This is a genomic window from Streptomyces sp. NPDC016459 (assembly GCF_040632845.1).
Classification (GTDB): Bacteria; Actinomycetota; Actinomycetes; order Streptomycetales; family Streptomycetaceae; genus Streptomyces.
This window is the reverse complement of sequence record NZ_JBEYCR010000002.1, coordinates 301810-328134: the sequence shown is the minus strand read 5'-3', so window position 1 is coordinate 328134 and position 26325 is coordinate 301810. Positions and strand designations below refer to the sequence as shown.

General features: G+C 72.2%; 28 protein-coding genes and 1 riboswitch. Of the genes, 16 read left to right on the top strand and 12 right to left on the bottom strand.

Annotation, left to right across the window (positions count from 1 at the left end):
* Nucleotides 1-119: 119 nt before the first annotated feature.
* Entirely contained in the window at nucleotides 120-1742 is a 1623-nt protein-coding gene (locus ABZ567_RS07125; RefSeq protein WP_360785526.1) for a glycoside hydrolase family 20 protein, read from the bottom strand.
* Between the two features lie 284 nt (nucleotides 1743-2026).
* Here ABZ567_RS07125 and ABZ567_RS07120 point away from each other — a divergent pair, with 284 nt between their 5' ends.
* The 6 genes from ABZ567_RS07120 to ABZ567_RS07095 all read left to right on the top strand — a co-directional run bounded on the left by ABZ567_RS07120 (nucleotide 2027) and on the right by ABZ567_RS07095 (nucleotide 6745).
* Entirely contained in the window at nucleotides 2027-2560 is a 534-nt protein-coding gene (locus ABZ567_RS07120) for a 2-oxo-4-hydroxy-4-carboxy-5-ureidoimidazoline decarboxylase (RefSeq protein ID WP_360786498.1), read from the top strand.
* 192 nt (nucleotides 2561-2752) lie between these two features.
* Nucleotides 2753-3133 (top strand): succinate dehydrogenase, cytochrome b556 subunit, encoded by a 381-nt coding sequence (gene sdhC / locus ABZ567_RS07115; protein WP_360601457.1) that lies wholly within the window; start codon nucleotides 2753-2755, stop codon nucleotides 3131-3133.
* Nucleotides 3134-3141: 8 nt separating this feature from the next.
* Nucleotides 3142-3621, top strand: coding sequence for a succinate dehydrogenase hydrophobic membrane anchor subunit (locus ABZ567_RS07110; RefSeq protein ID WP_360785524.1), 480 nt, complete (start codon nucleotides 3142-3144; stop codon nucleotides 3619-3621).
* A 25-nt stretch (nucleotides 3622-3646) separates the two neighbouring features.
* Nucleotides 3647-5401, top strand: coding sequence for a succinate dehydrogenase flavoprotein subunit (gene sdhA / locus ABZ567_RS07105; protein WP_360785522.1), 1755 nt, complete (start codon nucleotides 3647-3649; stop codon nucleotides 5399-5401).
* The gene (locus ABZ567_RS07100) at nucleotides 5401-6159 is read left to right on the top strand and encodes a succinate dehydrogenase iron-sulfur subunit (protein WP_360785520.1); all 759 of its coding nucleotides are present in this window, start codon (nucleotides 5401-5403) and stop codon (nucleotides 6157-6159) included. Before sdhA ends, ABZ567_RS07100 begins: the two co-directional genes overlap by 1 nt.
* Nucleotides 6160-6241: 82 nt before the next feature.
* On the top strand, nucleotides 6242-6745 hold the full coding sequence (locus ABZ567_RS07095; RefSeq protein WP_360785518.1) for a hypothetical protein: 504 nt from the start codon (nucleotides 6242-6244) through the stop codon (nucleotides 6743-6745).
* Between the two features lie 87 nt (nucleotides 6746-6832).
* Here the strand turns inward: ABZ567_RS07095 and ABZ567_RS07090 are convergent, their stop codons facing one another.
* Entirely contained in the window at nucleotides 6833-7387 is a 555-nt protein-coding gene (locus ABZ567_RS07090; RefSeq protein ID WP_360785516.1) for a MarR family transcriptional regulator, read from the bottom strand.
* A gap of 176 nt (nucleotides 7388-7563) precedes the next feature.
* Between ABZ567_RS07090 and ABZ567_RS07085 the strand changes: the two genes are divergently transcribed.
* From ABZ567_RS07085 to ABZ567_RS07075, 3 genes are read left to right on the top strand one after another with little or no spacing between them, the layout of a single operon-like run.
* Nucleotides 7564-7998, top strand: coding sequence for a hypothetical protein (locus ABZ567_RS07085; protein WP_360785514.1), 435 nt, complete (start codon nucleotides 7564-7566; stop codon nucleotides 7996-7998).
* Nucleotides 7999-8004: 6 nt separating this feature from the next.
* A complete protein-coding gene (locus tag ABZ567_RS07080) occupies nucleotides 8005-8427 on the top strand; it encodes a DCC1-like thiol-disulfide oxidoreductase family protein (RefSeq protein WP_360785512.1) in 423 nt (140 codons plus the stop codon).
* 18 nt (nucleotides 8428-8445) lie between these two features.
* The gene (locus ABZ567_RS07075; protein WP_360786497.1) at nucleotides 8446-9246 is read left to right on the top strand and encodes a TetR family transcriptional regulator; all 801 of its coding nucleotides are present in this window, start codon (nucleotides 8446-8448) and stop codon (nucleotides 9244-9246) included.
* Nucleotides 9247-9366: 120 nt separating this feature from the next.
* Here the strand turns inward: ABZ567_RS07075 and ABZ567_RS07070 are convergent, their stop codons facing one another.
* Nucleotides 9367-10668: a metallophosphoesterase gene (locus ABZ567_RS07070; protein WP_360785511.1), complete on the bottom strand. Its 1302-nt coding sequence runs from the start codon at nucleotides 10666-10668 to the stop codon at nucleotides 9367-9369.
* 19 nt (nucleotides 10669-10687) lie between these two features.
* Nucleotides 10688-10933, bottom strand: a complete 246-nt coding sequence (locus ABZ567_RS07065) for a hypothetical protein (RefSeq protein WP_360785509.1) — start codon at nucleotides 10931-10933, stop codon at nucleotides 10688-10690.
* A 109-nt stretch (nucleotides 10934-11042) separates the two neighbouring features.
* Between ABZ567_RS07065 and ABZ567_RS07060 the strand changes: the two genes are divergently transcribed.
* On the top strand, nucleotides 11043-12308 hold the full coding sequence (locus tag ABZ567_RS07060; protein ID WP_360785507.1) for a D-alanyl-D-alanine carboxypeptidase: 1266 nt from the start codon (nucleotides 11043-11045) through the stop codon (nucleotides 12306-12308).
* Here ABZ567_RS07060 and ABZ567_RS07055 read toward each other — a convergent pair.
* Nucleotides 12232-13143, bottom strand: coding sequence for a YihY/virulence factor BrkB family protein (locus tag ABZ567_RS07055; protein ID WP_360785505.1), 912 nt, complete (start codon nucleotides 13141-13143; stop codon nucleotides 12232-12234). The two genes, ABZ567_RS07060 and ABZ567_RS07055, sit on opposite strands and share 77 nt — an antisense overlap.
* 128 nt (nucleotides 13144-13271) lie before the next feature.
* Between ABZ567_RS07055 and ABZ567_RS07050 the strand changes: the two genes are divergently transcribed.
* Both ABZ567_RS07050 and ABZ567_RS07045 read left to right on the top strand, forming a co-directional pair.
* The gene (locus tag ABZ567_RS07050; protein WP_360785503.1) at nucleotides 13272-14648 is read left to right on the top strand and encodes an FAD-binding oxidoreductase; all 1377 of its coding nucleotides are present in this window, start codon (nucleotides 13272-13274) and stop codon (nucleotides 14646-14648) included.
* Between the two features lie 9 nt (nucleotides 14649-14657).
* Entirely contained in the window at nucleotides 14658-15413 is a 756-nt protein-coding gene (locus tag ABZ567_RS07045; RefSeq protein WP_360785502.1) for a decaprenylphospho-beta-D-erythro-pentofuranosid-2-ulose 2-reductase, read from the top strand.
* Nucleotides 15414-15449: 36 nt separating this feature from the next.
* On the opposite strand, the gene ABZ567_RS07040 is transcribed toward ABZ567_RS07045, so the two are convergent.
* Nucleotides 15450-16046: a 2'-5' RNA ligase family protein gene (locus tag ABZ567_RS07040; protein ID WP_360785500.1), complete on the bottom strand. Its 597-nt coding sequence runs from the start codon at nucleotides 16044-16046 to the stop codon at nucleotides 15450-15452.
* A gap of 91 nt (nucleotides 16047-16137) precedes the next feature.
* A complete protein-coding gene (gene trpS, locus ABZ567_RS07035) occupies nucleotides 16138-17205 on the bottom strand; it encodes a tryptophan--tRNA ligase (RefSeq protein ID WP_360785498.1) in 1068 nt (355 codons plus the stop codon).
* Nucleotides 17206-17261: 56 nt separating this feature from the next.
* On the opposite strand from trpS, the gene ABZ567_RS07030 reads away from it, so the two are divergent.
* Together ABZ567_RS07030 and ABZ567_RS07025 are read left to right on the top strand one after the other, a co-directional pair.
* Nucleotides 17262-17858 (top strand): RNA polymerase sigma factor, encoded by a 597-nt coding sequence (locus ABZ567_RS07030; protein WP_360785497.1) that lies wholly within the window; start codon nucleotides 17262-17264, stop codon nucleotides 17856-17858.
* Complete coding sequence (locus ABZ567_RS07025; RefSeq protein WP_360785495.1) at nucleotides 17851-18696, top strand: hypothetical protein; 846 nt, start codon at nucleotides 17851-17853, stop codon at nucleotides 18694-18696. Before ABZ567_RS07030 ends, ABZ567_RS07025 begins: the two co-directional genes overlap by 8 nt.
* 24 nt (nucleotides 18697-18720) lie before the next feature.
* On the opposite strand, the gene glyA is transcribed toward ABZ567_RS07025, so the two are convergent.
* Nucleotides 18721-20001 (bottom strand): serine hydroxymethyltransferase, encoded by a 1281-nt coding sequence (gene glyA / locus ABZ567_RS07020; RefSeq protein WP_360785494.1) that lies wholly within the window; start codon nucleotides 19999-20001, stop codon nucleotides 18721-18723.
* 72 nt (nucleotides 20002-20073) lie between these two features.
* Nucleotides 20074-20163: riboswitch (ZMP/ZTP riboswitch) on the bottom strand.
* 192 nt (nucleotides 20164-20355) lie between these two features.
* Here glyA and rocD point away from each other — a divergent pair.
* Nucleotides 20356-21561 carry an ornithine--oxo-acid transaminase gene (gene rocD, locus ABZ567_RS07015; RefSeq protein WP_360785492.1) on the top strand — a complete coding sequence of 402 codons (1206 nt, stop codon included), beginning with the start codon at nucleotides 20356-20358 and terminating at the stop codon, nucleotides 21559-21561.
* Nucleotides 21562-21624: 63 nt separating this feature from the next.
* Here rocD and ABZ567_RS07010 read toward each other — a convergent pair whose 3' ends face one another.
* Together ABZ567_RS07010 and ABZ567_RS07005 are read right to left on the bottom strand one after the other, a co-directional pair.
* Nucleotides 21625-22809, bottom strand: a complete 1185-nt coding sequence (locus tag ABZ567_RS07010; RefSeq protein ID WP_360785490.1) for a glutathionylspermidine synthase family protein — start codon at nucleotides 22807-22809, stop codon at nucleotides 21625-21627.
* Between the two features lie 14 nt (nucleotides 22810-22823).
* Nucleotides 22824-23123: a hypothetical protein gene (locus tag ABZ567_RS07005; RefSeq protein WP_360785488.1), complete on the bottom strand. Its 300-nt coding sequence runs from the start codon at nucleotides 23121-23123 to the stop codon at nucleotides 22824-22826.
* A gap of 159 nt (nucleotides 23124-23282) precedes the next feature.
* Between ABZ567_RS07005 and ABZ567_RS07000 the strand changes: the two genes are divergently transcribed.
* Nucleotides 23283-24104 (top strand): hypothetical protein, encoded by an 822-nt coding sequence (locus ABZ567_RS07000; RefSeq protein ID WP_360786495.1) that lies wholly within the window; start codon nucleotides 23283-23285, stop codon nucleotides 24102-24104.
* On the opposite strand, the gene ABZ567_RS06995 is transcribed toward ABZ567_RS07000, so the two are convergent.
* Complete coding sequence (locus tag ABZ567_RS06995) at nucleotides 24094-24717, bottom strand: MFS transporter (protein WP_360785487.1); 624 nt, start codon at nucleotides 24715-24717, stop codon at nucleotides 24094-24096. The two genes, ABZ567_RS07000 and ABZ567_RS06995, sit on opposite strands and share 11 nt — an antisense overlap.
* A 163-nt stretch (nucleotides 24718-24880) precedes the next feature.
* Nucleotides 24881-26299, bottom strand: coding sequence for a PLP-dependent aminotransferase family protein (locus ABZ567_RS06990; protein ID WP_360785485.1), 1419 nt, complete (start codon nucleotides 26297-26299; stop codon nucleotides 24881-24883).
* Nucleotides 26300-26325 lie beyond the last annotated feature (26 nt).

Genomic DNA, 26325 nt, shown 5'->3' with positions numbered 1-26325 from the left:
AGGTCGGACGCCGGACGAGGGAATCGTGAGAACGGCGGCGCCGAGGTGGAGGGCGTAACCCGCGAGGACCCGGGAGGGCGCCGTCACGTAGGCCTCGGCGACCGCGTCCATGGAGTGCGTCAGCGCACCTTCGTCGCCAGCGCCCGGAACTGGTCCCAGGTCAGGGTCGGTTTCGCCGGGTCCCAGACCTTCTGGGCGAGCGCCGTCAGCGGCAGCCGGATGCCGTCCGCGACCTGTGCCTGCGTCTGCGACCGGGAGAGGTCGCACCAGACCGCGAAGCGGGCCCCGAGGATCTGGGGGTCGTACCGCGCGGGGACGGGGGTGGTGCCGCGCAGGACGAGCGGTGTCCACTGCTCGTAGATGCGGCGGCCGGTCGGATAGGTGAACTGGTTCGGCTCGCCGAGCACGTAGTAGAGGTACTCGTCGTTGAGGTTCACGACCTCGCGGCCCTCGGCCAGGTACTCGGCCGGGGGACGGGCCCCGATCTCCTTGCCGGTCCAGTACTCGACCTCGATGCCCTTGTGCGCGTCGACGACCCCGCCCCGGAAGAACCCGTCGTTCCAGGCCTTCGCGACCTTGCCCGTGTCGCGGACGACCGCCGCGCGGTCGTTCAGCCAGCCCTCCGCCAGGTCCTGGACGCGCGCCTGGGCGCCGTACTTCTGCCGGGCCGCCGAGGCCAGCTGCGGATAGGAGGCCTCGGGGGAGCGGACGGTCAGGGCCTGGTACTCGTCGGCGCCGACGTGGAACCAGCCGCCGGGGAAGAGTTCGGCGTACTCGCGCAGCAGCTCGTCCACGAGCCGGGCGGAGGCGGGCTTGGAGATGTCGATCGCACCCTGGCGCGGAGTGCCCTGGACGTTGCGCAGCTGGAGGTCCGGGTGGGCGCGCAGGACGGCTCCGAGGTGTCCTGGCGAGTCGATCTCGGGCACGACCGTGATGTGGAGGGTCTGCGCGAGGGCGAGGATCCGGCGTACCTCGGCCTTGGTGAGGTGCTCGGCCGAGACGATCTCGGGGTGGGAGTCGGAGGCGATCCGGAAGCCCTGGTCGTCGGAGAAGTGCAGTCCGAACTGGTTGAGCTTGAGGTCGGCCATCTCCCGGAGCCGGGCCTCGATCCACTCCGCGGTGAAGAACTTGCGGGCGATGTCGAGGTTCAGTCCGCGCTGGGGCTTCGCGGGGGCGTCGGTGACGGTGCCCTCGGGCATCGCGCCCGAGGCCTTCACCGACTGCTTGAGGGTGCGGGTGCCGTAGAAGACGCCCGCCTGGTCGGGGCCGCTGATCCTGACCCGGTCGTCGCGGGTGGTGAGCGTGTACGACTCGGGGGCGCCCTTGCCGCCGAGGGCGAGCTCGACGTCGCCGGCGCGGGCGGCGACGGCTCCCCGGTACGAGATCTTCAGTTCCCCCGCGAGCAGCCGTGCCTCGTCGGCGAGTCCTTCGCTGCCGGCGGCGACGACGATCCCGGCCGTCGGAGCGGGTTTCCAGCCGGGACCGCGGGCGGCCTCGTGGTCGCGCACTGCGGGGACGGTGCGGGGCGCGGTGGACAGGGGGTAGGTCCGGGTCGGCGTGGGCGTCGGGCTGGGCGGCGCGCTGGTGGGCGCGGCGCTCGCGGACGTGCCGCCGGACGGGGTGGGGGGCGGGGGCGCTCCGGTGGGAGCGCCGGGGGAACAGGCCGCCACGGTGGCCAGTGCCACCGCGGTCGCCATCAGTGCGGGGCCCTGGTGGGGCCCCCGTATGGAGTACCGCATCATTCGGAATCCTCCCGTACGGCGGGCGGTCCGGCCAATCGGGGGAACGAAACCCGATCATCCGTCACATGTTCCGAAACTCTCCCTTCCGGGTGAAATTCGCGCATCCGTCGGACACTTCCCTCGCCCCGTCGGTAACGTTGAGTCACGTCCACCCCATCCGTCCCGGAGTACCGGAGTCCACGCTGACCAGCGACACCCACCTCCCCTGCCGGAAAGCGGGCTCCACGGACACGCCCGCCCCTCCCACCGCCGCCGCGACCCCCGGCGCGGTCGGCGCCCCCGCCGTGACCGCCCTGCCCGCGCAGCACAGGGGTCCCGCGCCCCACGGAGCCCCCCGGGGGCTCGCCGGTTTCAACGCCGCCACGCCCGCCGAGGCCCAGGCGCTACTCCTCGCCTGCTGCCACAGTCACCGTTGGGCCGAACGGGTGGCGGCGCACCGGCCGTACCCGACCGTGGACGCGCTGCTCGCCGCCGCCGACGAGGCCGGTTACGACCTGTCCCGGGCCGACCTCGACGAGGCCCTGGCCGCCGAGTGCTCCGCGGTGCCGCACCCGGACGCCCCGCCGGCGGCCCGGACCGCGCTGCGTGCCGCCCACGCCGCGTACGAGAGCGGCTTCGGACACGCGTTCGTGATCAGCCTCGACGGAGTGCGTCCCGGGGAGCGGCTCGACCGGGTACTGGCCGGTATCCGGTCACGTCTCGGCAACGAACCGGAGGAGGAGCGTGTGATCGCGGCCGAGGAGCTGCGTCGCCTCGCCCGTGCCCGTTTGGCCTTCCGGTTCTCCGAGGCGCTCACACTCCGACACACCGGTTCGTGATTCCGTCCGGAATGCGGCGATTCCGGCGTGCGCGATAGCCCGTCCGTGCCTCTTTGATCACACCTATGGACCCCGCGCGAGCGAACCGACAACTCGTCGCTACGATGACCGGGGCCGGTGGACCGTACCCGGCCGGGTCAGACCGACACTGAAGCCGGCCGACCCTGATCCCCGCTCCCGGAGGGTTTTTCCGTGCCGGCTGGAACGCTGTACCGCGGCCGGGAAGGAATGTGGAGTTGGGTGGCTCATCGAGTCACCGGCGTCCTCATCTTCTTCTTCCTGTTCGTACACGTGCTGGACACCGCTCTCGTCCGCGTCTCCCCCGAGGCGTACGACGAGGTCGTCGCGACCTACAAGACGCCGATCGTCGCTCTTCTGGAGTACGGCCTCGTCGCAGCCATCCTCTTCCACGCGCTGAACGGCCTCCGGGTCATCGCCGTGGACTTCTGGTCCAAGGGCCCGCGCTACCAGAAGCAGATGCTCTGGACCGTCGTGGGCGTATGGGTCGTGCTGATGGCCTTCTCGCTGTACCCGATTCTCGGGCACGCCGCACGTGAACTGTTCGGGAGCTGACGCCACTCATGTCTGCTGACACCTCCTCCGCCGCGATCGGACCCGTCGAGGGCGGCACCGTCTACGACGTGGACAACCCCGCGCCGTACATCGAGGCCCCCCGCAAGCGCACCGGCAAGACCCCGCGCGCGACCCGGGGCAACTTCGAGATGGCCGCATGGCTCTTCATGCGCCTCTCGGGCATCGTCCTGGTCGTCCTGGTCCTCGGTCACCTGCTGATCCAGCTCTTCCTGGACGGCGGCGTCTCCAAGATCGGCTTCGCCTTCGTGGCCGGCCGCTGGGCGTCCCCGTTCTGGCAGGTCTGGGACCTGCTGATGCTCTGGCTCGCCATGCTGCACGGCGCCAACGGCCTCCGCACCGTCATCAACGACTACGCGGAGCGGGCCAACACGCGCCTGTGGCTCAAGGGCCTGCTGTACACCGCCACGGTGTTCACCATCCTTCTGGGCACGCTGGTGATCTTCACCTTCGACCCGAACATCCGCTAGGCACGGGGCTGAGGTAATCCACGTCATGAAGATCCACAAGTACGACACCGTCATCGTCGGCGCCGGTGGCGCCGGCATGCGCGCCGCCATCGAGTCGACGAAGCGCAGCCGCACCGCCGTGCTGACGAAGCTCTACCCCACCCGCTCCCACACGGGCGCCGCGCAGGGCGGCATGGCCGCCGCGCTCGCCAACGTGGAGGAGGACAACTGGGAGTGGCACACCTTCGACACGGTCAAGGGCGGTGACTACCTGGTCGACCAGGACGCCGCCGAGATCCTGGCGAAGGAGGCCATCGACGCCGTCCTCGACCTGGAGAAGATGGGCCTGCCGTTCAACCGGACCCCGGACGGCACCATCGACCAGCGCCGCTTCGGCGGTCACTCCCGCAACCACGGCGAGGCCCCGGTCCGCCGGTCCTGCTACGCCGCGGACCGCACCGGTCACATGATCCTCCAGACGCTGTACCAGAACTGCGTCAAGGAGGGCGTGGAGTTCTTCAACGAGTTCTACGTCCTGGACCAGCTGATCACCGAGGTCGACGGCGTCAAGAAGTCCGCCGGCGTCGTCGCGTACGAGCTGGCCACCGGGGAGATCCACATCTTCCAGGCCAAGGCCGTGATCTACGCGTCCGGCGGCACCGGCAAGTTCTTCAAGGTGACCTCCAACGCGCACACCCTGACCGGTGACGGCCAGGCCGCCTGCTTCCGGCGCGGTCTGCCCCTCGAGGACATGGAGTTCTTCCAGTTCCACCCGACGGGCATCTGGCGCATGGGCATCCTGCTGACGGAGGGCGCCCGCGGTGAGGGCGGCATCCTCCGCAACAAGGACGGCGAGCGCTTCATGGAGAAGTACGCGCCGGTCATGAAGGACCTCGCGTCCCGTGACGTCGTCTCCCGCTCCATCTACACGGAGATCCGCGAGGGCCGCGGCTGCGGTCCCGAGGGCGACCACGTCTACCTGGACCTGACGCACCTCCCGCCGGAGCAGCTGGACGCCAAGCTCCCGGACATCACCGAGTTCGCCCGTACGTACCTCGGCATCGAGCCGTACACGGACCCGATCCCGATCCAGCCCACCGCGCACTACGCCATGGGCGGCATCCCGACCAACGTCGAGGGTGAGGTCCTCATGGACAACACCACCGTCGTCCCGGGCCTGTACGCGGCCGGCGAGGTCGCCTGCGTGTCGGTGCACGGCGCCAACCGCCTCGGCACCAACTCGCTGCTCGACATCAACGTCTTCGGCAAGCGCTCCGGCATCGCCGCCGCCGAGTACTCCGCCAAGCACGACTTCGTCGAGCTGCCGGAGAACCCGGAGTCCCTCGTCGTCGCGCAGATCGAGCGGCTGCGCAACTCCACGGGCAACGAGCGGGTCGCCGACCTGCGCCGTGAGCTCCAGGAGACGATGGACGCCAACGTGATGGTGTTCCGCACGGAGCAGACCATCAAGACGGCCGTCGAGAAGATCGCCGAGCTGCGCGAGCGCTACGAGAACGTGTCCATCCAGGACAAGGGCAAGCGCTTCAACACGGACCTCCTGGAGGCCATGGAGCTGGGCAACCTGCTCGAACTGGCCGAGGTCATGGCCGTCTCGGCCCTGGCGCGCAAGGAGTCCCGCGGCGGTCACTACCGCGAGGACTACCCCAACCGCGACGACGTCAACTTCATGCGCCACACCATGGCGTACCGCGAGGTCGGCGAGGACGGCTCCGAGACCGTCCGTCTCGACTACAAGCCGGTCGTCCAGACCCGCTACCAGCCGATGGAGCGTAAGTACTGATGGCTACCCCCGTACTGGACAGGGTGGAGAAGGACTCCGCCGCCTCCCCGTACATCACGGTCACGATGCGGATCCGCCGCTTCAACCCCGAGGTGTCGGACGCGTCGGTCTGGGAGGACTTCCAGATCGACATCGACCCGAAGGAGCGTGTGCTCGACGCCCTCCACAAGATCAAGTGGGACGTCGACGGCACGCTGACCTTCCGCCGCTCGTGCGCGCACGGCATCTGCGGCTCGGACGCGATGCGGATCAACGGCAAGAACAGGCTCGCCTGCAAGACGCTGATCAAGGACATCAACCCCGAGAAGCCCATCACGGTCGAGGCCATCAAGGGCCTGACGGTCCTCAAGGACCTGGTCGTGGACATGGAGCCGTTCTTCCAGGCGTACCGGGACGTCATGCCGTTCCTGGTCACCAAGGGCAACGAGCCGACGCGCGAGCGCCTGCAGTCCGCCGAGGACCGTGAGCGCTTCGACGACACCACCAAGTGCATCCTGTGCGCCGCGTGCACCTCGTCCTGCCCGGTCTTCTGGAACGACGGCCAGTACTTCGGTCCGGCCGCGATCGTCAACGCGCACCGCTTCATCTTCGACTCGCGTGACGAGGCGGGCGAGCAGCGCCTGGAGATCCTGAACGACAAGGACGGCGTGTGGCGCTGCCGCACGACGTTCAACTGCACGGACGCCTGCCCGCGTGGCATCGAGGTCACCAAGGCCATCCAGGAGGTCAAGCGCGCGCTGATCACGCGTCGCTTCTGACATCCCGTTCGGCCGACGAGGCCCGCTTCTGTACGCTGCGGCGTGCAGGAGCGGGCTTTTTCTTTGCGGAGGACGGGGACTGATGAGCGAGCCGAACCCTTACAAGTCGGAGGAGTACGAGTGGGGCCCCGGCCAGCAGGCCGGGACGCCCGGGTACGGGTACCCGCAGGGCGGCTACCAGCCGACGATCCCCGAGGGCGTGCCGGTGCCGCAGCTGTCCTATCCGCCGGTCCCCGCCGGGGGCGCGCCGCTGCTGAGCCTGGGTGACATCACCGTCGTCGGCGACCAGATCATCACCCCCGCCGGGGCCATGCCCCTGAAGGGGGCCGTCTGGAACGCGATGGACATGTCGCGGACCGAGGAGAAGATCTCGACGGCCGGGATCGTGCTGGCGGTCGTCTTCTTCGTCTTCTGCCTGCTGGGCCTGCTGTTCCTGCTGATGAAGGAGAAGCAGACCACCGGCTTCATCCAGGTCACGGTGACCAGCGGTGGCCGGCATCACTCGACGATGATCCCGGCGCGGGGCCCGGACACCATCCACTGGGTGATGGGCCAGATCAACTACGCGCGGTCGCTCAGCATGTGACCCACCGCACGGCCTCGGCCGTGCCAGGGGCGGCGGGCTCAGCCGTGCCAGGGCCGGGGGGCTCAGCCGTGCCAGGGGCGGGCGGGCTCAGCCGTGCCAGGGGCGGGCGGGCTCCGTGGACTCCGCCGCGACCATGACCCGCCGCAGCAGGTCGTTGAGGAGGGCTCGCTCCTCGGGGGCGAGGACGCCGAGCAGCCGGTACTCCTCGTGTCCGAGGACCTCCATCGCCCCGCGCCAGGTCTCACGGCCGGCGTCGGTGAGTTCGACGAGCACCCGGCGCCGCCCGGCCGTGGACCGGGTGCGGCGCACGAGTCCCCGCTTCTCCAGTCCGTCCAGACGGCCCGAGACGGAGGCGGGAACCAGGTCGAGGTCCTGGGCCAGTTCGGAGGGGGCGGCGCTGCCGCCGCGCCCGGCGATCTTGTGGAGCGTGTCGAACTCGTGCCGCTCCAGGCCGAAGTCGACGAGCGACTGCTCCCTGACCCGGCGGAGATGGACGGAGAGCTTCTTCATCCGGGTGACGGCCCCCTCGACCACGGGGTCGAGGCCGGGCAGGACGGACTGCCAGCGGGCGACGTGCTCGTCGGTCCAGTCGCGCGGCACCGGCGGTGCGCTCGGGGCGGGCGGTTCCTCGGGGTGCGCCATGGGCCGATCGTACGTCCATGAAGGACGAACCACCCGAAAATTCGCCTATCGCCCCCAGGGCGGGGGCGGCGCGCGCGGGTCCCCGAATTCCCCCCCTCAAGCGACTTGAACACGTTCAAAGAGAGGTCTACAGTCATGACTGCCAGCTTTTGAACGCGTTCAAGGGGGGGTGGGGCATGGACCTCACTGTCATCGCGTACATCGTCTACCTGCTGATCAGCGTGGCCCTGACGGTCTGGGTCGCACGCACACTCAGCCGCAACGGAAGGATCTTCCTCGCGGACGTCCTCCACGGCAACGAGAAGCTCGCCGAGGCGGTCAACCACCTCCTGGTGGTCGGCTTCTACCTCGTCAACTTCGGCTTCGTCGCCCTCTATCTGAGCCAGGACGACGCCGTCCTCGACGCCCGCTCGCTCTTCGAGGCGCTCTCCGTGAAACTCGGCGTCGTCCTCCTCGTCCTCGGCGTGATGCACCTCGGGAACGTCTACGTCCTCAACAAGATCCGCCGACGCGGTGTCATGGAGCGCGAACAGGTCCCGCCCGTCGGCCCGCAGGGCTGGACCACCGCCCCGAAGACCGGCCCCTGGGCCCCGCCCGCACCCCAGGGCTGACCCACCGTGCCGGCCCCGAACGCGCCGACGATCCCCGTCGGACGACTGACCGTCCTCTACGACGCCGACTGCCCGCTCTGCGTGCACCTCAGGCACTGGCTGCTGCGCCAGCGGCAGCTCGTCCCGCTCGACCTCGTACCGGCCGGATCGCAGGAAGCCAGGCGCCGCTTCCCCGACCTCGACCACACCGCCACCCTGCGGGAGATCACGGTGGTCGGGGACCGGGGCCAGGTCTACCGGGAGACCTCCGCCTGGATCGTCTGCCTCTGGGCGCTCGCCGACCACCGGCCCAGAGCGCACTGGCTCGCCACCCCCGCGGGGCAGCCCTTCGCCCGGATGACGGTGCTCGCGGCGGCGAAGTGGCGCGAGGCCCTCAAGGGACCGGCCTGCGAGGACGGGCACTGCGAGGTGCCCGGTCCGCCCGGCTAGGCTCGCCCCGTGAAGGACGTGACGGAAGAGAGCAAGGCCGCCGGCAAGTCGACCGACGAGAAGGGCGACGAGAAGGCGGCCGCCGAGAAGAAGGCCCCGAAGAGCGAGCAGACCCGCACGCTCATCCTCGAGACCGCGCTCCGGCTGTTCAGGGAGCGCGGTTACGACAAGACGACGATGCGGGCCATCGCCCAGGAGGCCGGGGTCTCCGTCGGCAACGCGTACTACTACTTCTCGTCCAAGGAGCACCTCGTCCAGGGCTTCTACGACCGGATCGCCGAGGAGCACCAGGCGGCCGTCGAGCCCATCCTGACCGGCGCCGAGAAGGACCTGACGGCCCGGATCCGGGGGGTCTACCTCGGGTGGCTGGACATCGCGGGGCCGTACCACGAGTTCGCGTCCCAGTTCTTCAAGAACGCGGCCGACCCCGACAGTCCGCTCAGCCCCTTCTCGCCCGAGTCGGAGGGCCCGCGCGAGGCGGCGATCGAGGTGCACCGGCGGGTCGTCTCCGGCGCCTCGGTGAAGGTCGACCCGGAACTGGCGGAGGCGCTCCCCCGGTTGCTCTGGCTCCAGCAGATGGGCCTGGTGCTGTTCTGGGTGTACGACCGCTCGGAGGGCGCCGCAAACAGCCGCCGTCTGGTGGAACGGCTCGCGCCGGTCACCGCCCGGGCGATCGCGCTCTCCCGCTTCCGCGTCCTGCGCCCCCTGGTCAAGGAGACGCACGAGCTGCTCTCGGACTTCATGCCGACGGCGGCCGGAATGGCGGCCTCGGGCATGCCGTCGAAGAAGACCGGAGCGAAGCCGCCGAAGACCTCGTGAGTCCTGGCCGGGTCACGAGCCCCGCCCCGGTCACGAGCCCGGCCCCGCTCACGAGCCCCGCCCCGGTCACGTGTCCCGCCCGGGTCATCAGCACGGCCCCGGTCACGCGTCCCGCTCCCGTCACGCCTGCTTCGAGGCGAGCTGGACCAGGGTGATGTCGGACGGCGCGCCGACCCGCACCGGGGGTCCCCAGGCGCCCGCGCCCCGGGAGACGTACAGCTGGGTGTCCCCGTACCGTTCGAGCCCGGCGACGGTCGGGTTGGCCAGTTCGGCGAGGTAGTTGCCGGGCCAGAGCTGGCCGCCGTGGGTGTGACCGGAGAGCTGGAGGTCCACGCCGTGGCGTACGGCGTCGTGGACGACGACCGGCTGGTGCGCGAGGAGGACCGCGGCGCGGGCCCGGTCGCGGTCCCCGAGGGCCCGGGCGAAGTCGGGACCCCGGCCCTCGCTCTCCCCCGCGATGTCGTCGACGCCCGCGAGGTCGAAACCGGCCGCGATCTCCAGGCGCTCGTTGCGCAGCGGGCGCAGGCCCAGTTCGCGGACGTGGTCGACCCAGGCGTCGGCGCCCGAGAAGTACTCGTGGTTGCCGGTCACGAAGAACGAGCCGTGGCGGGCGCGGAGCCGGGCGAGCGGCTCGGCGGCGGGGCCGAGGTTCTCCACGGTGCCGTCGACGAGGTCGCCGACGACCGCGATCAGGTCGGGCTGGGTGGAGTTGATCGCGTCCACGATGCGCTGGGTGTGGGCGCGGCCCAGGATCGGTCCGAGGTGGATGTCGGAGACGACGGCGATCCGGTAGCCGTGCGCGGCGCGCGGCACCTTCGCGAGCGGGACGGTGACCCGCTTGATCCGGGGACCGCGCAGCACGCCGTACGTGCCGTAGCCCACGGTCCCGACGGCCGCCGCCGCGGCGGCGCCGCCGACGACCCGGGAGACGAACAGACGCCGGGAGACATCGGTGGGGGACGCCGGGGCGGACGCAGGGCCGGTCGTCGCGGTGGGCTCGGCCGGTTCGGCGGGGCGTGCCGCGGCGGGTACGGGCTCCGGGACCGGCACCGGTGCGGGGGCGGCCGTCGGGGCCGCGGCCGTCGCCGGTACGGCCGCCGCGTCCCGGCGGGCGAGCCAGGCGCGCAGGACGGGCCGTACGGCCTCCCCGACGGCCAGGGCCAGGGTCACGTACAGGAGCAGGGCGAGCCACAGGAAGCCCGGCCAGGCCACCACCTGCTGGAGCGTGAACGGCGCTCCGGCGCGGGCGGAGCCGAGGGCCGCGAACGAGAGCAGGGGCAGCGCCACGACGGCGACGGTGCCCAGCCGGCGCGGCAGGCTGCCGCGCCTCGTGACGTCACGCACCAGGCGCCGCCACACGTACCAGTGGACCGCGCCGAGCAGCGCGAGGACCACGATCAGGACCAGCAGGAAGGCGATCACGCCCCGGAACCCCTTCTTCTCAACCGTTCGCGCGGCGCGCGGCACGCACGCCACGCAACCCGAGCACCCCGATCACCGTCCCCAGAACAAAGGACGTGACGGCAAGCAGCAGATGGACCCAGAAGTAGGCCGTCGGGTCGCCCGCGTCGTCGAAGGCGAGGCCGCTCCCGTCCTTCACCAGATTCTTGACGAAGGTGATCCAGATGAACCAGCTCCAGACCCCGAACGCGAGCAGGAACCAGGAGACGCGGCGGCTGAGCTTCATGCCCCCAGTATCACCGCGTGCCTCAGGGGCCCCGCGTCCGGGTGGACGACCGGGGGCGCGGAGCCGGCCGGGGTTCGGATCGCCCTTCCGTACCTGTACGTTCACGACCGTGTCTGCTTCGAAGAGGACCGCCTGGGCGGTCGCCGCTGCTGTACTCCTGCCGCTCGTCTCCGCCGGGCCCGCCCACGCCGAACCGGTGCCGGGGAAGGACAAGCAGCCCAAGCCACCGGCCGCGATGTCCTCGATCGGCGGTCCCCTGCTCGGCAGGCCCGGGACCCAGGTGAAGCTGGGCCCCGGCGCCCCGGTGCTGCCCAAGGAGCTCTCCGGCAGGTCCTGGATCGTCGCGGACGCGGAGAACGGCGACGTCCTCGCCGCGCACAACGCGCACTGGCCGCTGGCCCCGGCCTCCACCCTCAAGATGCTCTTCGCGGACACGCTCCTGGAGAAGTTCCCCAAGACGCGGAACCACCTCGTCACCACCGCCGACCTCGCCGGGATAGGAGCGGGTTCCAGCCTCGTCGGCATCAAGGAGAAGCAGACCTACAGCGTCCACGAACTGTGGCTGGGCGTCTTCCTCCGCTCCGGCAACGACGCCGTCCACGTCCTGACCAACATGAACGACGGCCTCCTCCAGACCGTGAAGGACATGAACGAACAGGCGGCCGAGCTCCAGGCCCTGGACACCCATGTGGTGTCCCCGGACGGCTACGACGCCCCGGGCCAGGTCTCCTCCGCGTACGACCTGACGCTCATCGCCCGCAACGGCATGAAGAAGCCGGCCTTCCGGGAGTACGCCGCCACCCCACGGGCCGTGTTCCCCGGCGAGCAGAAGCCGGGCAAGAAGCGCGAGACCTTCGAGATCCAGAACACCAACCGGCTGCTCACGGGTGACTTCGGCGTCGCCCCGTACCAGGGCATCGCCGGGGTCAAGAACGGCAGCACCACGCACGCGGGTGCCACCTTCACGGGGGTCGCCGAGCGGGGCGGCAGGGTGCTGCTCGTGACCGTGATGAACCCGTCGTCGAAGGAGCAGCACGCCGTCTACCGCGAGACCGCCCGGCTGCTCGACTGGGGTTTCGCCGCCGCCGGGAAGGTGACCCCGGTCGGCGAGCTGGTGCCGCCGCGGTCCGTGCGTACGGGGACGACCGCCCCGGGCGACGGTGCCACGGCGGGCCCCGGCGAGGACGCCCCGGGGAACACCGTGCAGGCGGCGGCCACGGAGAGGTCCGGCGGCGTCGGGATCGCGCTCGCCGTGGCGGGCGGGGTGTTCCTGCTCCTCGCCGGTGCCGTCTTCCTGGTCAACCGCCGCTGGCCGCTGGCTGCGCCGGCGGGGCTGCGTCGACGGCGGGAGCAGGATCCCGACGTGAATCCGTAGCGGTCCAGGCGGCGCAGAACAGCAGCAGCTTCGCGGTGAAGTTGATCCAGAGCATCAGGGCGACCGGAACGCCGAACGCCCCGTACATCGACTTCGCCGCGACGCCCCGCATGTAGCCGCCGAGCAGCAGCTTGAGCAGTTCGAAGCCGACCGCCCCCATGAGCGCCGCCACCACGAGGGCGCGGCGGGGCGGCTGCACGCCGGGCAGCAGCGTCAGCACGTACAGCAGGATCAGGAAGTCGGCGGCGACGGCGACGAGGACGGCCGCTCCCTGGAGGAGGACGCCGCCCGCCCCGTCGCCGGAGACCCCGACCCGGTCGGCGCTCCAGCCGACGGCGGTGGAGCCGAGCCAGGACGCGGCGAGCGAGCCGAGGGCGACGCCGCCGAGGCCGAGCAGGACGAGCGCGTCCTTGCCCTTGAGCAGCACCGGGTTGCCCTCGTCCACGTCGTCGAGCTTCCACACCGCGCGCAGGCAGTCCCGCATGGAGCCGACCCAGCCGATGCCGGTGACGAGCAGGAGGGCGCCGGCGACGAGGCCGATGGTGCCGGCGTTGGCGACGAGCCCGCCGATGTCGAGCTGCTCGGAGATGCCGGGGACCTGGTCGCCGATCTTCTCCTCGATCCGGGCGAGCTGCTGGTCGGAGAGGAGCGCGGCGCCGATCGCGGCGGCCACGGTGATCAGCGGGAAGAGGGCCAGGAAGGACAGGAAGGTGATCGCGGCGGCGAGCCGGCTCCAGTGGGCCTGGTCGAGGGTCTCGTACGCGCGCCAGGCGTGGGTCCGCATGAGGCGGGCGGCCCACGGGCCGATGACGGGGAGCTTGGTCAGCCAGTCCATTCCGTACCCTTACCCCCGATCCCGGCGCTGTTCGGGGATGCTTTCCCGACTCTCCTCTAATCACCCGTTTCGACGAACCGCCACGCCATAGCGACATAAGGGACACAGGCGGCTATACGGTCACCTCCATGGCTGTCGAGACCTACGTCCTTGACGACGACTGCGAAGAGCTCAGCGGCTGGGGACGCACCGCCCCGACCCTCGCGCGCGTGCACCGGCCCCGCGGCGAGGCCGAGGCCGCCGAAGCCGTCCGTGGCCGTGGGGCCCGCGGCTCGATCGCCCGCGGCCTCGGCCGCGCGTACGGGGACGCCGCCCAGAACGCCGGCGGCACCGTCCTCGACATGACCGGCCTCGACCGGATCCTGGCCGTCGACCCCGCCGCCGGTCTCGTCGTCTGCGAGGCGGGCGTCAGCCTGCACCGGCTCATGGACGCGCTGCTGCCGCTGGGCTGGTTCGTCCCGGTCGTCCCCGCGACCCGGCACGCCACCGTCGGCGGGGCCGTCGCCGCCGACGTCCACGGCGCGAACCACCGGGCCGCCGGCGCCTTCGGCCGGCACGTGACCGCGCTCCGGCTCCTCACCGCCGACGGCGAGATCCGGACCGTGCTGCCCGGCACCCCGCTCTTCGACGCCACCACCGGCGGTCTGGGCCTGACCGGCGTCATCCTCGCCGTCACCCTGCGGCTGCTGCCCGTCGAGACCTCGCTGATGACCCTGGACACCGAGCGCGCCCGGGACCTCGACGACCTGATGGACCGGCTCGCCGCCACCGACCACCGGTACCGCTACTCCGTCGCCCGGATCGACCTGCGCTCCCGGGGCGCCGCCACCGGCCGCGCCGTCCTCACACGCGGCGACCACGCCCCGTACGACGTGCTGCCCCGCCGCCACCGGGCCCGCCGCGCGCCGCTCGCCCTGCGGACCGGACGGCTGCCCGCCCCGCCGCCGTACGTCCCCGGCGGGCTGCTCGGCCGCACCGCCGCGGGGCTCCTCGACGAGCTGCGGTACCGCGGGGCCCCTCGCGGAAGCACCGGCCGGCTCCAGCCGCTCACCGCCCTCTTCCACCCCCTCGACGGGGTCCCGCACTGGAACCGGCTCCACGGGCGCGCGGGGCTCGTCCCGTACCGCTTCGTCGTCCCGTACGGGCAGGAGGACACCCTGCGGAGGGTGGTGCGGCGGATCGCGGACCGCGGCTGCCCCTCCTTCCACGCCGTCCTCCGGCGCTTCGGCGCGGGCGGCCCCGGTCCGCTGTCGTTCCCGCTCCCCGGCTGGGGGCTCGCCCTCGACCTGCCGGCCGGCCTCCCCGGGCTCGGGGCCTTCCTGGACGCGCTCGACGAGGAGGTCGCGGGCGCGGGCGGCCGGGTCCAGCTCGCCGAGGACTCCCGGGTACGGCCGGAGACGGCGGCCGCTATGTACCCGCGGTTCGACGAGTTCCGGGCCCTGCGCGCCGCGCTCGACCCGCGGTCCGTCTTCACCTCGGACCTCTCCCGCCGTCTCGGAATCTGAGGAGACCCCATGAAGGACGCCTTCGGCGCCCCGCAGTCCCTGCTCGTCCTCGGCGGCACCTCCGAGATCGGGCTCGCCACCGCCCGCCGGCTGATCGCCCGGCGTACCCGTACCGTCTGGCTCGCCGGACGTCCCTCCCCCGCGCTCACCGCCGCCGCCGACTCGCTGCGCGCGCTCGGCGCGGACGTGCGGACCGTCCCGTTCGACGCGCTCGACACCGAGTCCCACGAGGAGCGGCTCGGCAAGATCTTCACCGAGGACGACATCGACATGGTGCTCCTCGCCTTCGGGGTCCTCGGCGACCAGGCGCGGGACGAGTCCGACCCGGTCGCCGCCGTCCGCGTCGCCCAGACCAACTACACCGGCGCCGTCTCGGCAGGCCTCGTCTGCGCGGGCGCGCTCCAGGCGCAGGGGCACGGCTCGCTGGTGGTGCTCTCCTCGGTGGCGGGCGAACGGGCCCGTCGCGCCGACTTCATCTACGGGTCCTCGAAGGCCGGCCTCGACGCCTTCGCCCAGGGGCTCGGGGACGCGCTGCACGGCACCGGTGTGCACGTCATGGTCGTACGGCCCGGCTTCGTCCGCTCGAAGATGACGGCCGGGCTCGCGGAGACACCGCTCGCGACCACCCCCGAGGCGGTCGCGACCGCCGTCGAGCTGGGTCTGCGGCGCCGCTCGGAGACGGTGTGGGTGCCGGGGACGCTGCGGATGGTGATGGCGGCGGTACGGCATGTGCCGAGGCCGCTGTTCCGGCGTCTGCCGGTGTGAGGCGGCGGGACCCTGGGGCGCGGGGTTCCCCAGCGGTCAGGCCGTCGAGGACCCCGACGGTGTGTCGACCGGGTTGCCGCCCTGGGTGGGGACGGCCGAGACCGGGCGACCGCTGCCGAACAGGTAGTCGTACAGCTTCCGCCACACCCCGTCCGGGCCCTGCTCGTACAGCGCGAAGGAGCGGCAGATCCACGCCGCCTCGTAGCCGGCGAGCTCCTCGAACGCCCGGTCCATCCCCTCCTCGGAGATGCCGTGCGCCACGGTGACGTGCGGGTGGTACGGGAACTGGAGCTCGCGCACCAGCGGCCCCGACTCGTCCCGGATCAGGTGCTGGAGCCGGTGGCAGAGGGAGTGGCCCTCCTTCACCTTCACGTAGACGACCGGGGAGAGCGGCCGGAAGGTCCCGGTGCCCTGGAGGCGCACCGGGAAGGGCTGGTGGCCGGCGGCGACACCGGTGAGGTACTCCTCGATCTCCGGCAGCCGCTCCTCGGGGACCTCGGTCGGCGGGACGAGGGTGATGTGCGTGGGGATGCCGTACGCGGCCGGGTCCCCGAAGCCGGCGCGCCGCTCCTGGAGCAGGCTGCCGTAGGGCTCCGGGACCGCGATCGAAACGCCGAGCGTTACGGTCCCCACGTCGTTCTCCTCCGTCGTCCGTCGACTGGTGTGCGGTGGTTCAGCCGCCAGTGTGCGTCCTGTACCACCCTTGTGGCCAGGGTCCTCCGCCTCAGTGCTTGGCGGGCAGGAAACCCATCCGCTCGTATGTCTGCGCCAGCGTCTCCGCGGCGACCGCGCGGGCCTTCTCCGCGCCCTTGGCCAGGACCGAGTCCAGCGTCTCGGGGTCGTCCAGGTATTCCTGGGTGCGGGCCCTGAACGGCGTGACGAAGTCCACCATGACCTCGGCGAGGTCCGTCTTCAGTGCGCCGTACATCTTGCCCTCGTAGCTCTTGACCAGGTCCTCGACGGACGTGGAGGTGAGCGTGGACATGATCGTGAGCAGGTTGGAGACGCCCGCCTTGTTCTCCGGGTCGAACCGGATCACCGTGTCGGTGTCGGTGACCGCGCTCTTGACCTTCTTCGCGGTGGCCTTCGGGTCGTCCAGGAGGTTGATGAGGCCCTTCGGCGTGGACGCCGACTTGCTCATCTTGACCGCCGGGTCCTGGAGGTCGTAGATCTTCGCCGTCTCCCTGAGGATGTACGGCTTGGGGATCGTGAAGGTCTCGCCGAAGCGGCCGTTGAAGCGCTCCGCGAGGTCACGGGTCAGCTCGATGTGCTGGCGCTGGTCCTCACCGACCGGGACCTCATTGGCCTGGTAGAGCAGGATGTCCGCGACCTGGAGGATCGGGTACGTGAAGAGGCCGACGGTGGCGCGGTCGGCGCCCTGCTTGGCCGACTTGTCCTTGAACTGCGTCATGCGGGAGGCCTCGCCGAAGCCCGTGAGGCAGTTCATGACCCAGCCGAGCTGCGCGTGCTCGGGGACGTGGCTCTGGACGAAGAGGGTGCAGCGCTCCGGGTCGAGACCGGCGGCGAGCAGCTGGGCGGCGGCGAGCCGGGTGTTGGCGCGCAGCGCGGCGGGGTCCTGGGGAATCGTGATCGCGTGCAGGTCGACGACCATGTAGAAGGCGTCGTGGGTCTCCTGGAGGGCGACCCACTGGCGCACGGCGCCGAGGTAGTTGCCGAGGTGGAACGAGCCTGCGGTGGGCTGGATTCCGGAGAGCACACGCGGTCGATGCTGCACGGCGGAGCCATTCCCCTGGAGGTGGAGGTGGGCGACGGGCGGGCTTTCAGAGGCCATGCACATCATTCTCTCAGGTGTGGGAACCGATCCCGGACTGCCGGTGTATCAAGAGTGTGAGGACGCGGGAGGGGGGCCTGGTCGCCGACGAGGCCGCGGTGATCGCACGGGTACGCGCCGGAGAGCCGGAGGCGTACGCGGCGCTGGTTCGCGCGCATACGGCGGTCGCTCTGCGAGCGGCGGTGGCGTGCGGCGCCGGCGCGGAGGCCGAGGACGTGGTGCAGCAGGCCTTCTTCAAGGCGTACCGCTCGCTGGGGCGGTTCCAGGAGGGGGCGGCGTTCCGGCCGTGGCTGTTGCGGATCGTCGTCAATGAGACCAGGAACACAGTGCGGGCGGCGGGTCGGCGGCGTGCCGTCGCGGACCGGGAGGCGGACCTGCTCGGCGGCGAGCCGCGGATACCGGAGTCGGCGGACCCGGCGGTCGCGGCCGAGCAGAGGGAGCGGAGCCGGCGGCTCCTCGACGCCCTGGACGGTCTCGGCGAGGACCACCGTCAGGTGGTGATCCACCGCTATCTCCTGGAGCTGGACGAGGCGGAGACGGCGCAGGCGCTGGGCTGGCCGAAGGGGACGGTGAAGTCCCGGCTGAGCCGGGCGCTGCGGAAACTGGGACTGGAGCTGGGCGAGGGCCGGGAAGGAGGCGAGGGGCGTGGCTGACGAGGAGCTGCCGGACGAGCTGCGGGAGCTGGGACGGCGGCTGCGGGTGCCGGACGTGGACGGCGGGACGATGGCCGAGCGGGTGCTCGCACAGCTCCTCGCCGAGCGGGTGCCGACACCGACGCCCGAGGGGGTGCCGGGGTGGCTGCCCGGGCCGGGCCGGCGACGGCGGTGGACGTCGACGTGGGCCTCGGCGTGGGCGTGGGCGCGCGAGCGGTGGCGGGCGCTGGTCGCGGGCCTCACCGGGGTGTTGATCGTCCTGGTGCTGACTCCGCCGGTGCGGGCGGCGGTGGTGGACTGGTTCGGCTTCGGCGGGGTCGCCGTGCGGTACGACCCGGAGGGGCGCCGGGTCCCGGGCGGAGGCTCGGTGCCGGTGCCCGGGTGCGCGGAGCCGGTGCCGTTGGCGGAGGCCGGGCGCAGGGCGGGCTTCGAGCCCCTGATACCGGGGGCGCTCGGCGCGCCGGACGCGGTCACGGTGACGGGGTCGGCCGAGCGGGGCCGGGCGGTGATCAGCCTGTGCTGGCGCGACGGGGGGCGGACGGTCCGGCTGGACGAGTTCCCGGCCCGCCTGGACATCGGCTTCGCCAAGCAGGTCAGGACGCGACCGGAGTGGGTCGACCTCCCGGACGGCGCGCAGGGCTACTGGTTCGCGGCCCCGCACCTCCTGACGGTCCCGCTGACGGACGGTGCGGGCACGGCCTGGACCCATGAGGTCCGCACGGCGGGCCCCACGCTCCTCTGGACGAGGAGCGGGGGCGCGCGCACCTTCCGGCTGGAGGGCATACCGGGCCGGGAGGAGGCCCGCCGGGCGGCGGAGTCCCTGGGCCCCGGCGGATGACTCCCGGTCCGGTCCCTGGCGCGGTCAGACGGGGAGACCCGGGGCCGGGTGCGCGCTCATCAGCTCGGCGACCTCGGCGCGGAGGGTGCGGAGGGCGCCCTCGTCGCCCGCGCCGGCCGCCGTGACGCCGCGGTCGATCCAGTCGGCGACCTGGTCCATGTGCTCAGGAGTCAGGCCGCGCGAGGTGAGGGAGGGGGTGCCGATGCGGATGCCGGAGGGGTCGAACGGCTTCCGGGGGTCGTAGGGGACGGTGTTGTGGTTGACGACGATGCCCGCCCGGTCGAGGGCCTTCGCGGCGATCTTGCCCGGGACCTGCTTGGGGGTCAGGTCCATCAGGATCAGATGGTTGTCGGTGCCGCCGGAGACCAGGTCGAAGCCGCGGGCGAGGAGCGCCTCGGCGAGGGCCCTGGCGTTGGCGACGACGGCGTGGGCGTAGTCGCGGAAGGAGGGCTGGGAGGCCTCGCGGAGGGCTACGGCGATGGCGGCGGTGGTCTGGTTGTGCGGGCCGCCCTGGAGGCCGGGGAAGACGGCCTTGTCGAGAGCCTTGGCGTGCTCCTCGCGGGACATGAGCATGGCGCCGCGCGGGCCGCGCAGGGTCTTGTGGGTGGTCGTGGAGATCACGTCCACGTGCGGGACGGGGGACGGGTGGGCGCCGCCCGCGATGAGGCCGGCGATATGGGCGATGTCGGCGACGAGCACGGCACCGACCTCACGGGCGATCTCACCGAAGGCGGCGAAGTCGATCGTGCGGGGCAGCGCGGTGCCGCCGCAGAAGATCACCTTCGGGCGTTCCTTGAGGGCGAGGTCGCGGACCTCGTCGAAGTCGATGAGGCCGCCGCCCTCGGAGGTCGCGGCGTGGCGGACGCCGTACTGGACGCCGCGGAACCACCTGCCGGTGGCGGAGACGCCCCAGCCGTGGGTGAGGTGGCCGCCCATCGGCAGGGCCATGCCCATGACGGTGTCACCGGGCTCGGCGAAGGCGAGGTACACGGCGAGGTTGGCCGGGGAGCCGGAGTAGGGCTGGACGTTGGCGTGCTCGACGCCGAAGACGGCCTTGGCGCGCTCGACGGCGAGGGTCTCGACCTGGTCGATGTTCTGCTGGCCCTCGTAGTAGCGGCGGCCGGGGTAGCCCTCGCTGTACTTGTTCTGGAGGACGGTGCCGGAGGCTTCGAGGACGGCGGCGGAGACGTAGTTCTCGCTGGGGATGAGGCGCAGGGTCTCCCCCTGGAGCCGTTCCTCGGCGTCGACGAGGGCGGCGAGCTCGGGGTCGGCGGCGGCGAGCGCGGGATGCTGCGGGACGTACATGCGGGATCCTCCGGGGCGTCGGTGGGTCCCGGGGCGCTGCGTGGGAGGCGCGGCGCCACGCGGGACAAGGTCCCGTGACGCCCAGGCGGGCGGCGTCCCGTGTGGTTGCCGCGCACGGCTCCCCCGGGGTCGCTTCCCCGTGCGCCAGTCGCCGTGCGTGTTCTCAGAGTAGCGGGGGTTCCTGCCGGTCGGGCCGGATCGGGGACCACGCGAGCCCGGCCTGACCGACACGACACCCGCGCAGGGCGCGCCGTGTGCGAGGTTTCCCCGCCCGGTGCGCGAGCGACGATAGAAACAGGGGCCACATCCCCTCGGCGGGGCCATCCCGCGAGCCGCAGGACGAACGGAGATCCCGTGTCGGGCACACAAGACGCGATCGCTTCGGCGGAGGCGCACAGCGCTCACAACTACCACCCCCTGCCGGTCGTCGTCGCTTCGGCGGACGGCGCCTGGATGACCGATGTCGAGGGGCGCCGCTACCTCGACCTGCTCGCCGGGTACTCGGCGCTCAACTTCGGGCACGGCAACCGGCGTCTGATCGACGCGGCGAAGGCCCAGCTGGAGCGGGTGACGCTGACCTCGCGCGCCTTCCACCACGACCGGTTCGCCGACTTCTGCACGCAGCTCGCCGAGTTGTGCGGCAAGGAGGCGGTGCTGCCGATGAACACCGGCGCGGAGGCGGTCGAGACGGCCGTGAAGACCGCCAGGAAGTGGGGGTACGAGGTGAAGGGCGTGCCGGACGGGCACGCGAAGATCGTGGTCGCGGCGAACAACTTCCACGGCAGGACGACGACGATCGTCAGCTTCTCCACGGACCACGAGGCCCGGGACCACTACGGTCCGTACACGCCGGGGTTCGAGATCGTGCCGTACGGGGATCTGACGGCGATGGAGGCGGCGGTCACCGAGAACACGGTGGCCGTGCTGATCGAACCGATCCAGGGCGAGGCGGGGGTCCTGGTCCCGCCGGCCGGCTATCTGGCGGGGGTGCGGGAGCTGACGCGCCGGCGGAACGTGCTGTTCGTGGCGGACGAGATCCAGTCGGGCCTCGGCCGGACGGGGCGGACGTTCGCGTGCGAGCACGAGGGTGTGGTGCCGGACATGTACGTCCTGGGGAAGGCGCTGGGCGGCGGGGTGGTGCCGGTGTCGGCGGTGGTCGCCGACCGGGACGTGCTCGGGGTGTTCCGGCCGGGTGAGCACGGGTCGACGTTCGGCGGGAACCCGCTGGCGTGCGCGGTGGCCCTGGAGGTGATCGCGATGCTGCGGACGGGCGAGTTCCAGGAGCGGGCGGCGGAGCTGGGCGACCACCTCCACGCGGAGCTGGGGCTGCTGGTGGGCGCCGGGGCGGTGGAGGCGGTGCGCGGGCGTGGGCTGTGGGCCGGGGTGGACGTCGTGCCGTCGCGGGGCACGGGCCGGGAGATCTCGGAGAAGCTGATGGAGCGGGGTGTCCTGGTGAAGGACACCCACGGCTCGACGATCCGGATCGCACCCCCGCTGGTGATCTCGAAGGAGGACCTGGACTGGGGTCTCGAACAGCTGAGGGGCGTGCTGTCGGACTGATCGGACTGATCCGCCCGTCCGCCCCGCCGGTGCGGCGGCGGGGGCGGCCCCTCCGGGGAGGGATCAGAGGATCACGTGCGGGAGGAAGCGGGCGTACTCGTCGGTGACGAGTCCCGCCGACTCCCGTATCCCGAGCCCCGCCGCCTCGTTCTCGACGACCCACGCTCCGAGCACCACCCGGTTGCCGTCGAAGTCGGGCAGCGGGGCCAGTTCCTGGTAGCAGCAGGGCTCCCCGTCCCGTACGAACGGTTCCGTGCCGGCGTCGTGGAGGGTGACGCCCGCGCCCTCACGGCCGAGCAGCGGCTTGGCCACCCAGCCGGTGGTGGAGGCGAGTTCACGCGGCCCGTCGAGGTAGGCGGGCAGCAGGTTCGGGTGGCCGGGGTACAGCTCCCACAGGATCGCGAGGAGCGCCTTGTTGGAGAGCAGCATCTTCCAGACGGGCTCGATCCAGCAGGTGGTGCCGGTGCCGCCGCCGTTGTCGAGGGTGTCGAGGACGTGCCGGCCGAAGCGGTCGGTGGTGAGCCACTCCCACGGGTAGAGCTTGAAGCAGCTGCGGATGAAGCGGAGCCGGTCGTCCACGAAGCGGCGCGAGAGCCGGTCCCAGCCGATCCGTTCGACGGAGAGCGCCTCGGTGTCGAGTCCTGCCTGCTGGGCGGTCTCGCGCAGGTACGCGACCGTCATCAGGTCCTCGCCGAGTTCGTCGCCGTCGGAGTGGACGAAGTGGACGGGGCCCGGGGGCAGCAGGGGCGCCTGGCGCTTCCAGGCGTCGACGAGCCTTTCGTGGAGGGAGTTCCACTGGTCGGCGCCGGGGAACCGCTCCTCCATCCAGAACCACTGCGGGCTGGCGGCCTCCACGAGCGAGGTGGGGGTGTCGGCGTTGTACTCCAGCATCTTGGCCGGGCCCGTACCGTCGTAGTGCAGGTCGAACCGGCCGTAGAGGGAGGGGAGTTCGGCACGGCGGTGCCAGGACTCGGCGACAAGGGCGACGAGCTTCGGGTCGGTGATCCCGAGCTCGGCGAACCGTTCCCGCTCGACGATGTGCGCGGCCGCCGCCAGGCACATCGCGTGCAGCTCCTCGACGACCTCCTCCAGGGCCTCGACCTCGGGCAGGGTGAAGGAGTAGTACGCGCTCTCGTCCCAGTACGGGCGCAGCGTTCCGTCCGGGTAGCGGGTCAGCGGGTAGACGAGCCCCTGCTCCTCCACCGTCTCCTGCCAGCCGGGCCGGGGCTCGATGGTGTGCCGTTGCATGTGCCGGGCCCTTCTCAGCCGCCGCCGGAACCGGAGCAGCCGAAGCCCCCGGTGTCGACGGCCTTCTTGTCGAAGCTGCCGCCGCTCACGCGGTTGTCGCGGAGGGAACCGCCGTAGTAGTAGGAGCCCCGGTGGGTCGTGCTGTCGTCGTCGTCATCGCGGCCACCGACGCTCTCGCACTGGTAGCGGGGCAGTTCCTCCCGGGTCAGCGGGTCCACGCACCGCTTGTCCGGCTCGGAACCGCACGCGGTGATCGTCGCCGCGAGCACGCCCATCCCGCCGAGCACCACCGTGCTCGACCTCAGTCTGCGCATGTCCGTCGCCCTCCCCTTCACGGTCGCGACCTCCCCGGCCACGCTTGTCGCGTGCACGACTGTCGCGACCGCACAGTCTAGGCCGGTCGTTTCCGGCCGGACCTCTCCAGGTGGGTTGTCCCGGGACGACCCACCTAGAGTCGTTCCGTGCTTCTCGGGATGCTGTGTGCGCTCGCCTCGTCCGTCTGCTTCGGCACGGCCTCGGTCCTCCAGGCGGTGGCCGCCCGCGCCGCGACCCCCGGGACGGGCGGCGGCGTCGACGTCGCGCTGATGTGGCGGGCGCTGCGGCAGTGGCGGTACGTCGCCGGTCTCGGCCTGGACGGTCTGGGCTTCGCCCTGGAGGTCGTCGCCCTGCGGACACTGCCCATCTACGCGGTGGGCGCGGCCCTCGCCGCGAGCCTGGCGGTCACCGCGGTGGTCGCCTCCCGGCTGCTGGCGGTGCGGCTGAGCCGGGTGGAGTGGACGGCCGTGGCCGTGGTCTGCGCCGGCCTCGCCCTGCTGGCGCTCGCCGCCGGGGAGGAGGGGCACCGGGACGGTTCGGAGGCGCTCCGGTGGGCGCTGCTCGCGACCGCCTTCGGCGTGCTGCTGCTCGGGGTGGTGGGCGGCCGGCTGCCGGACCGGCCGCGGGCGCTGGTCCTCGGCCTGGGGGCGGGCTTCGGCTTCGGGGTGGTGGAGGTGGGGGTGCGGCTGGTCGACGGCATCGACTTCGCCGACCCCGCCGGGTACGCGCTGCTCGTGGGCGGCGCGGCGGCGTTCCTCCTTCTGACCTCGGCGCTCCAGCGCGGCTCGGTGACCACGGCGACGGCGGGCATGGTGCTCGGCGAGACGATCGGACCGGCGGTGGTGGGAGTGGTCTGGCTCGGGGACCGCACCCGCGAGGGCCTCGGCTGGCTCGCGGTCGTCGGCTTCGCGGTGGCGGTGGCGGGTTCCCTGACCCTGGCCCGTTTCGGCGAGCCCCCGGAGACGGCCGTCAGGTCCTGACCTCCCGAGCGGGGTTGGCGGCGGGGGCTTTCCGTGTGCTGCCGACGACATGGGGCGGCAGTACGCGTTCGGCGCGGAGCAGGATGGCGGCGCCGGTGAGGACCGTCCACACGTGCCACCGCCCGGCATCGAGCAGGAAGCCCAGGAGTACGGGCGCGATGGTGCGGCAGACCGACCAGGACAGCTGGTGGACCGACAGGTAGCGCCCCCGCAGGTGATCGGGGGCGGCCTGGATCGCCAGGCTCTGCGACGGTGCGGAGTGGACGAGTTCACCGGCGGTGTAGAGCACCGCGACCGCCAGGACGGCGACGAGGGCGCCGGTACCGCCGGTCAGCAGGGGAAGCACCGCGAAGGCGGCGAAGGAGAGCGCGAAGACGACCGCTCCGGCCGCGGCCGTGCGGGTGCGTCTGCCGCGCAGGGTGAAGCGGGCGACGGGGACGCCGAGTGTGGCGACCAGGACGGTGTTGAGGGCGAACACGGCTCCGGCCAGGGCGTCGGGGATGCCGACGTCGCGGGTGAGGAAGATCGGCAGGGCGATGGCCTGGGTGGTGTAGCCGAAGGCGATCAGGAAGTTGGCGGTGGTGAGGAGCAGGTAGGGGCGGTCGGCGAGCACCTGCCGGTATCCGCCCCTGGGGCCCTCCGGCGCCCCGGCCGCGCTCCCCGAGGGCGAGGACGAGGGCTGGCCGCACAGGACGACGCTCGCGCCACCCGAACCTCGGTCGGCGCGAGCGCCCCGCGCACCACCCTCGTACACATGGGGCGCCGGCCATTGACGGTCATTCGGGAAGCACGCGTACGAGCGTGGTCAGGGCGCTCTGCCAGGCGCTGTCCGGCGGTGTGGCGTAGCCGACGACGAGGCCGTCCAGAGTCGCGGGGACCGTCGGGCGGCGGAACTGGTTGACGCCCTGGACGGCGAGCCCGTGCCAGGCCGCGGCCCGCAGGACCGCCTGCTCGGTGCCGGGCGGAAGGGCCAGGACGGCATGGAGGCCCGCCGCGATCCCGCTGACCCGGATCCCGGGCGAGTGCGCGGCCACCGCCGCCACCAGCTGGTCGCGGCGGCGCCGGTAGCGCAGCCGCATCGCCCGTACGTGCCGGTCGTACGCCCCCGAACCCAGGAACTCCGCGAACGCCAGCTGGTCCGGCGCGCCGGACGCCCGGTCCACGGCACCCTTCGCCGCCACCACCTCGCCGACCAGGCTCTCCGGCAGCACCATCCACGCGAGCCGCAGCCCGGGGGCGAGGGACTTGCTCGCGGTGCCGAGGTGGACGACGCGCTCGGGGTCGAGGCCCTGGAGCGCGCCCACCCGCTGTCGGTCGTAGCGGAACTCCCCGTCGTAGTCGTCCTCCAGGACGAAGCCGCCCGAGGCCCGCGCCCAGTCGACGACCGCCGTCCTCCGGTCCGGGGGCAGGGCGCCGCCCAGCGGGAACTGGTGGGCCGCCGTCATGAGGACGGCCCCGACAGGACCCCGCACGGCCAGGTCCTCTACGCGGGTGCCGCGTTCGTCGAAGGGCAGGACCGGGGTGCCGAGTCCCGCCCCCGTGAGGAGACCGGCGTGGAGGGCGAGCCCGTACGACTCGACCGCCACCTCCCGTACGCCCCGGCCCCGCAGCACCTGGCCGAGCAGCATCAGCCCGTGCACGAAGCCCGCGCAGACGACGATCTGCTCGGGCCGGGCGTGCACGCCCCGCGCGCGGGCGAGGTACTCGGCGAGGGCGGTGCGCAGTTCGATCCGGCCGCGCGGATCCCCGTACCCGAAGGCCTCGTTGGGGGCGGCGGTGAGCGCCCGCCGGTACGCCTTGAGCCATGCGGCGCGCGGGAAGGACGCGAGGTCGGGGCTGCCGGGCTTCAGGTCGTGTGCGGGCGCGGAGGGGCGGGGCAGGGCGAGCACGGGGGCGGACACTCGGGACGGTCGCGCCGCCGTACGGGGTTCGGCGCGGCGGGCGACCCGGGTGCCGGAGCCCTGGCGGGCCGTCAGCCAGCCCTCGGCGACGAGTTCGGCGTAGGCGTCGGCGACGGTGTTGCGGGCCACGCCGAGGTCGGCGGCGAGCGACCGGGAGGACGGCAGGCGGGTGCCCGCCGTCAGACGCCCGCTGCGTACGGCCTCCCGCAGGGCGTCCGTGAGGCCTGCCCGCAGGCGTGGACCGCGGAGTTCCAGATGAAGATCGGCGCCGAAAGTGGCCCACTCGCCTGCCATGGAAATGGACCATACTCCTGTGCCAC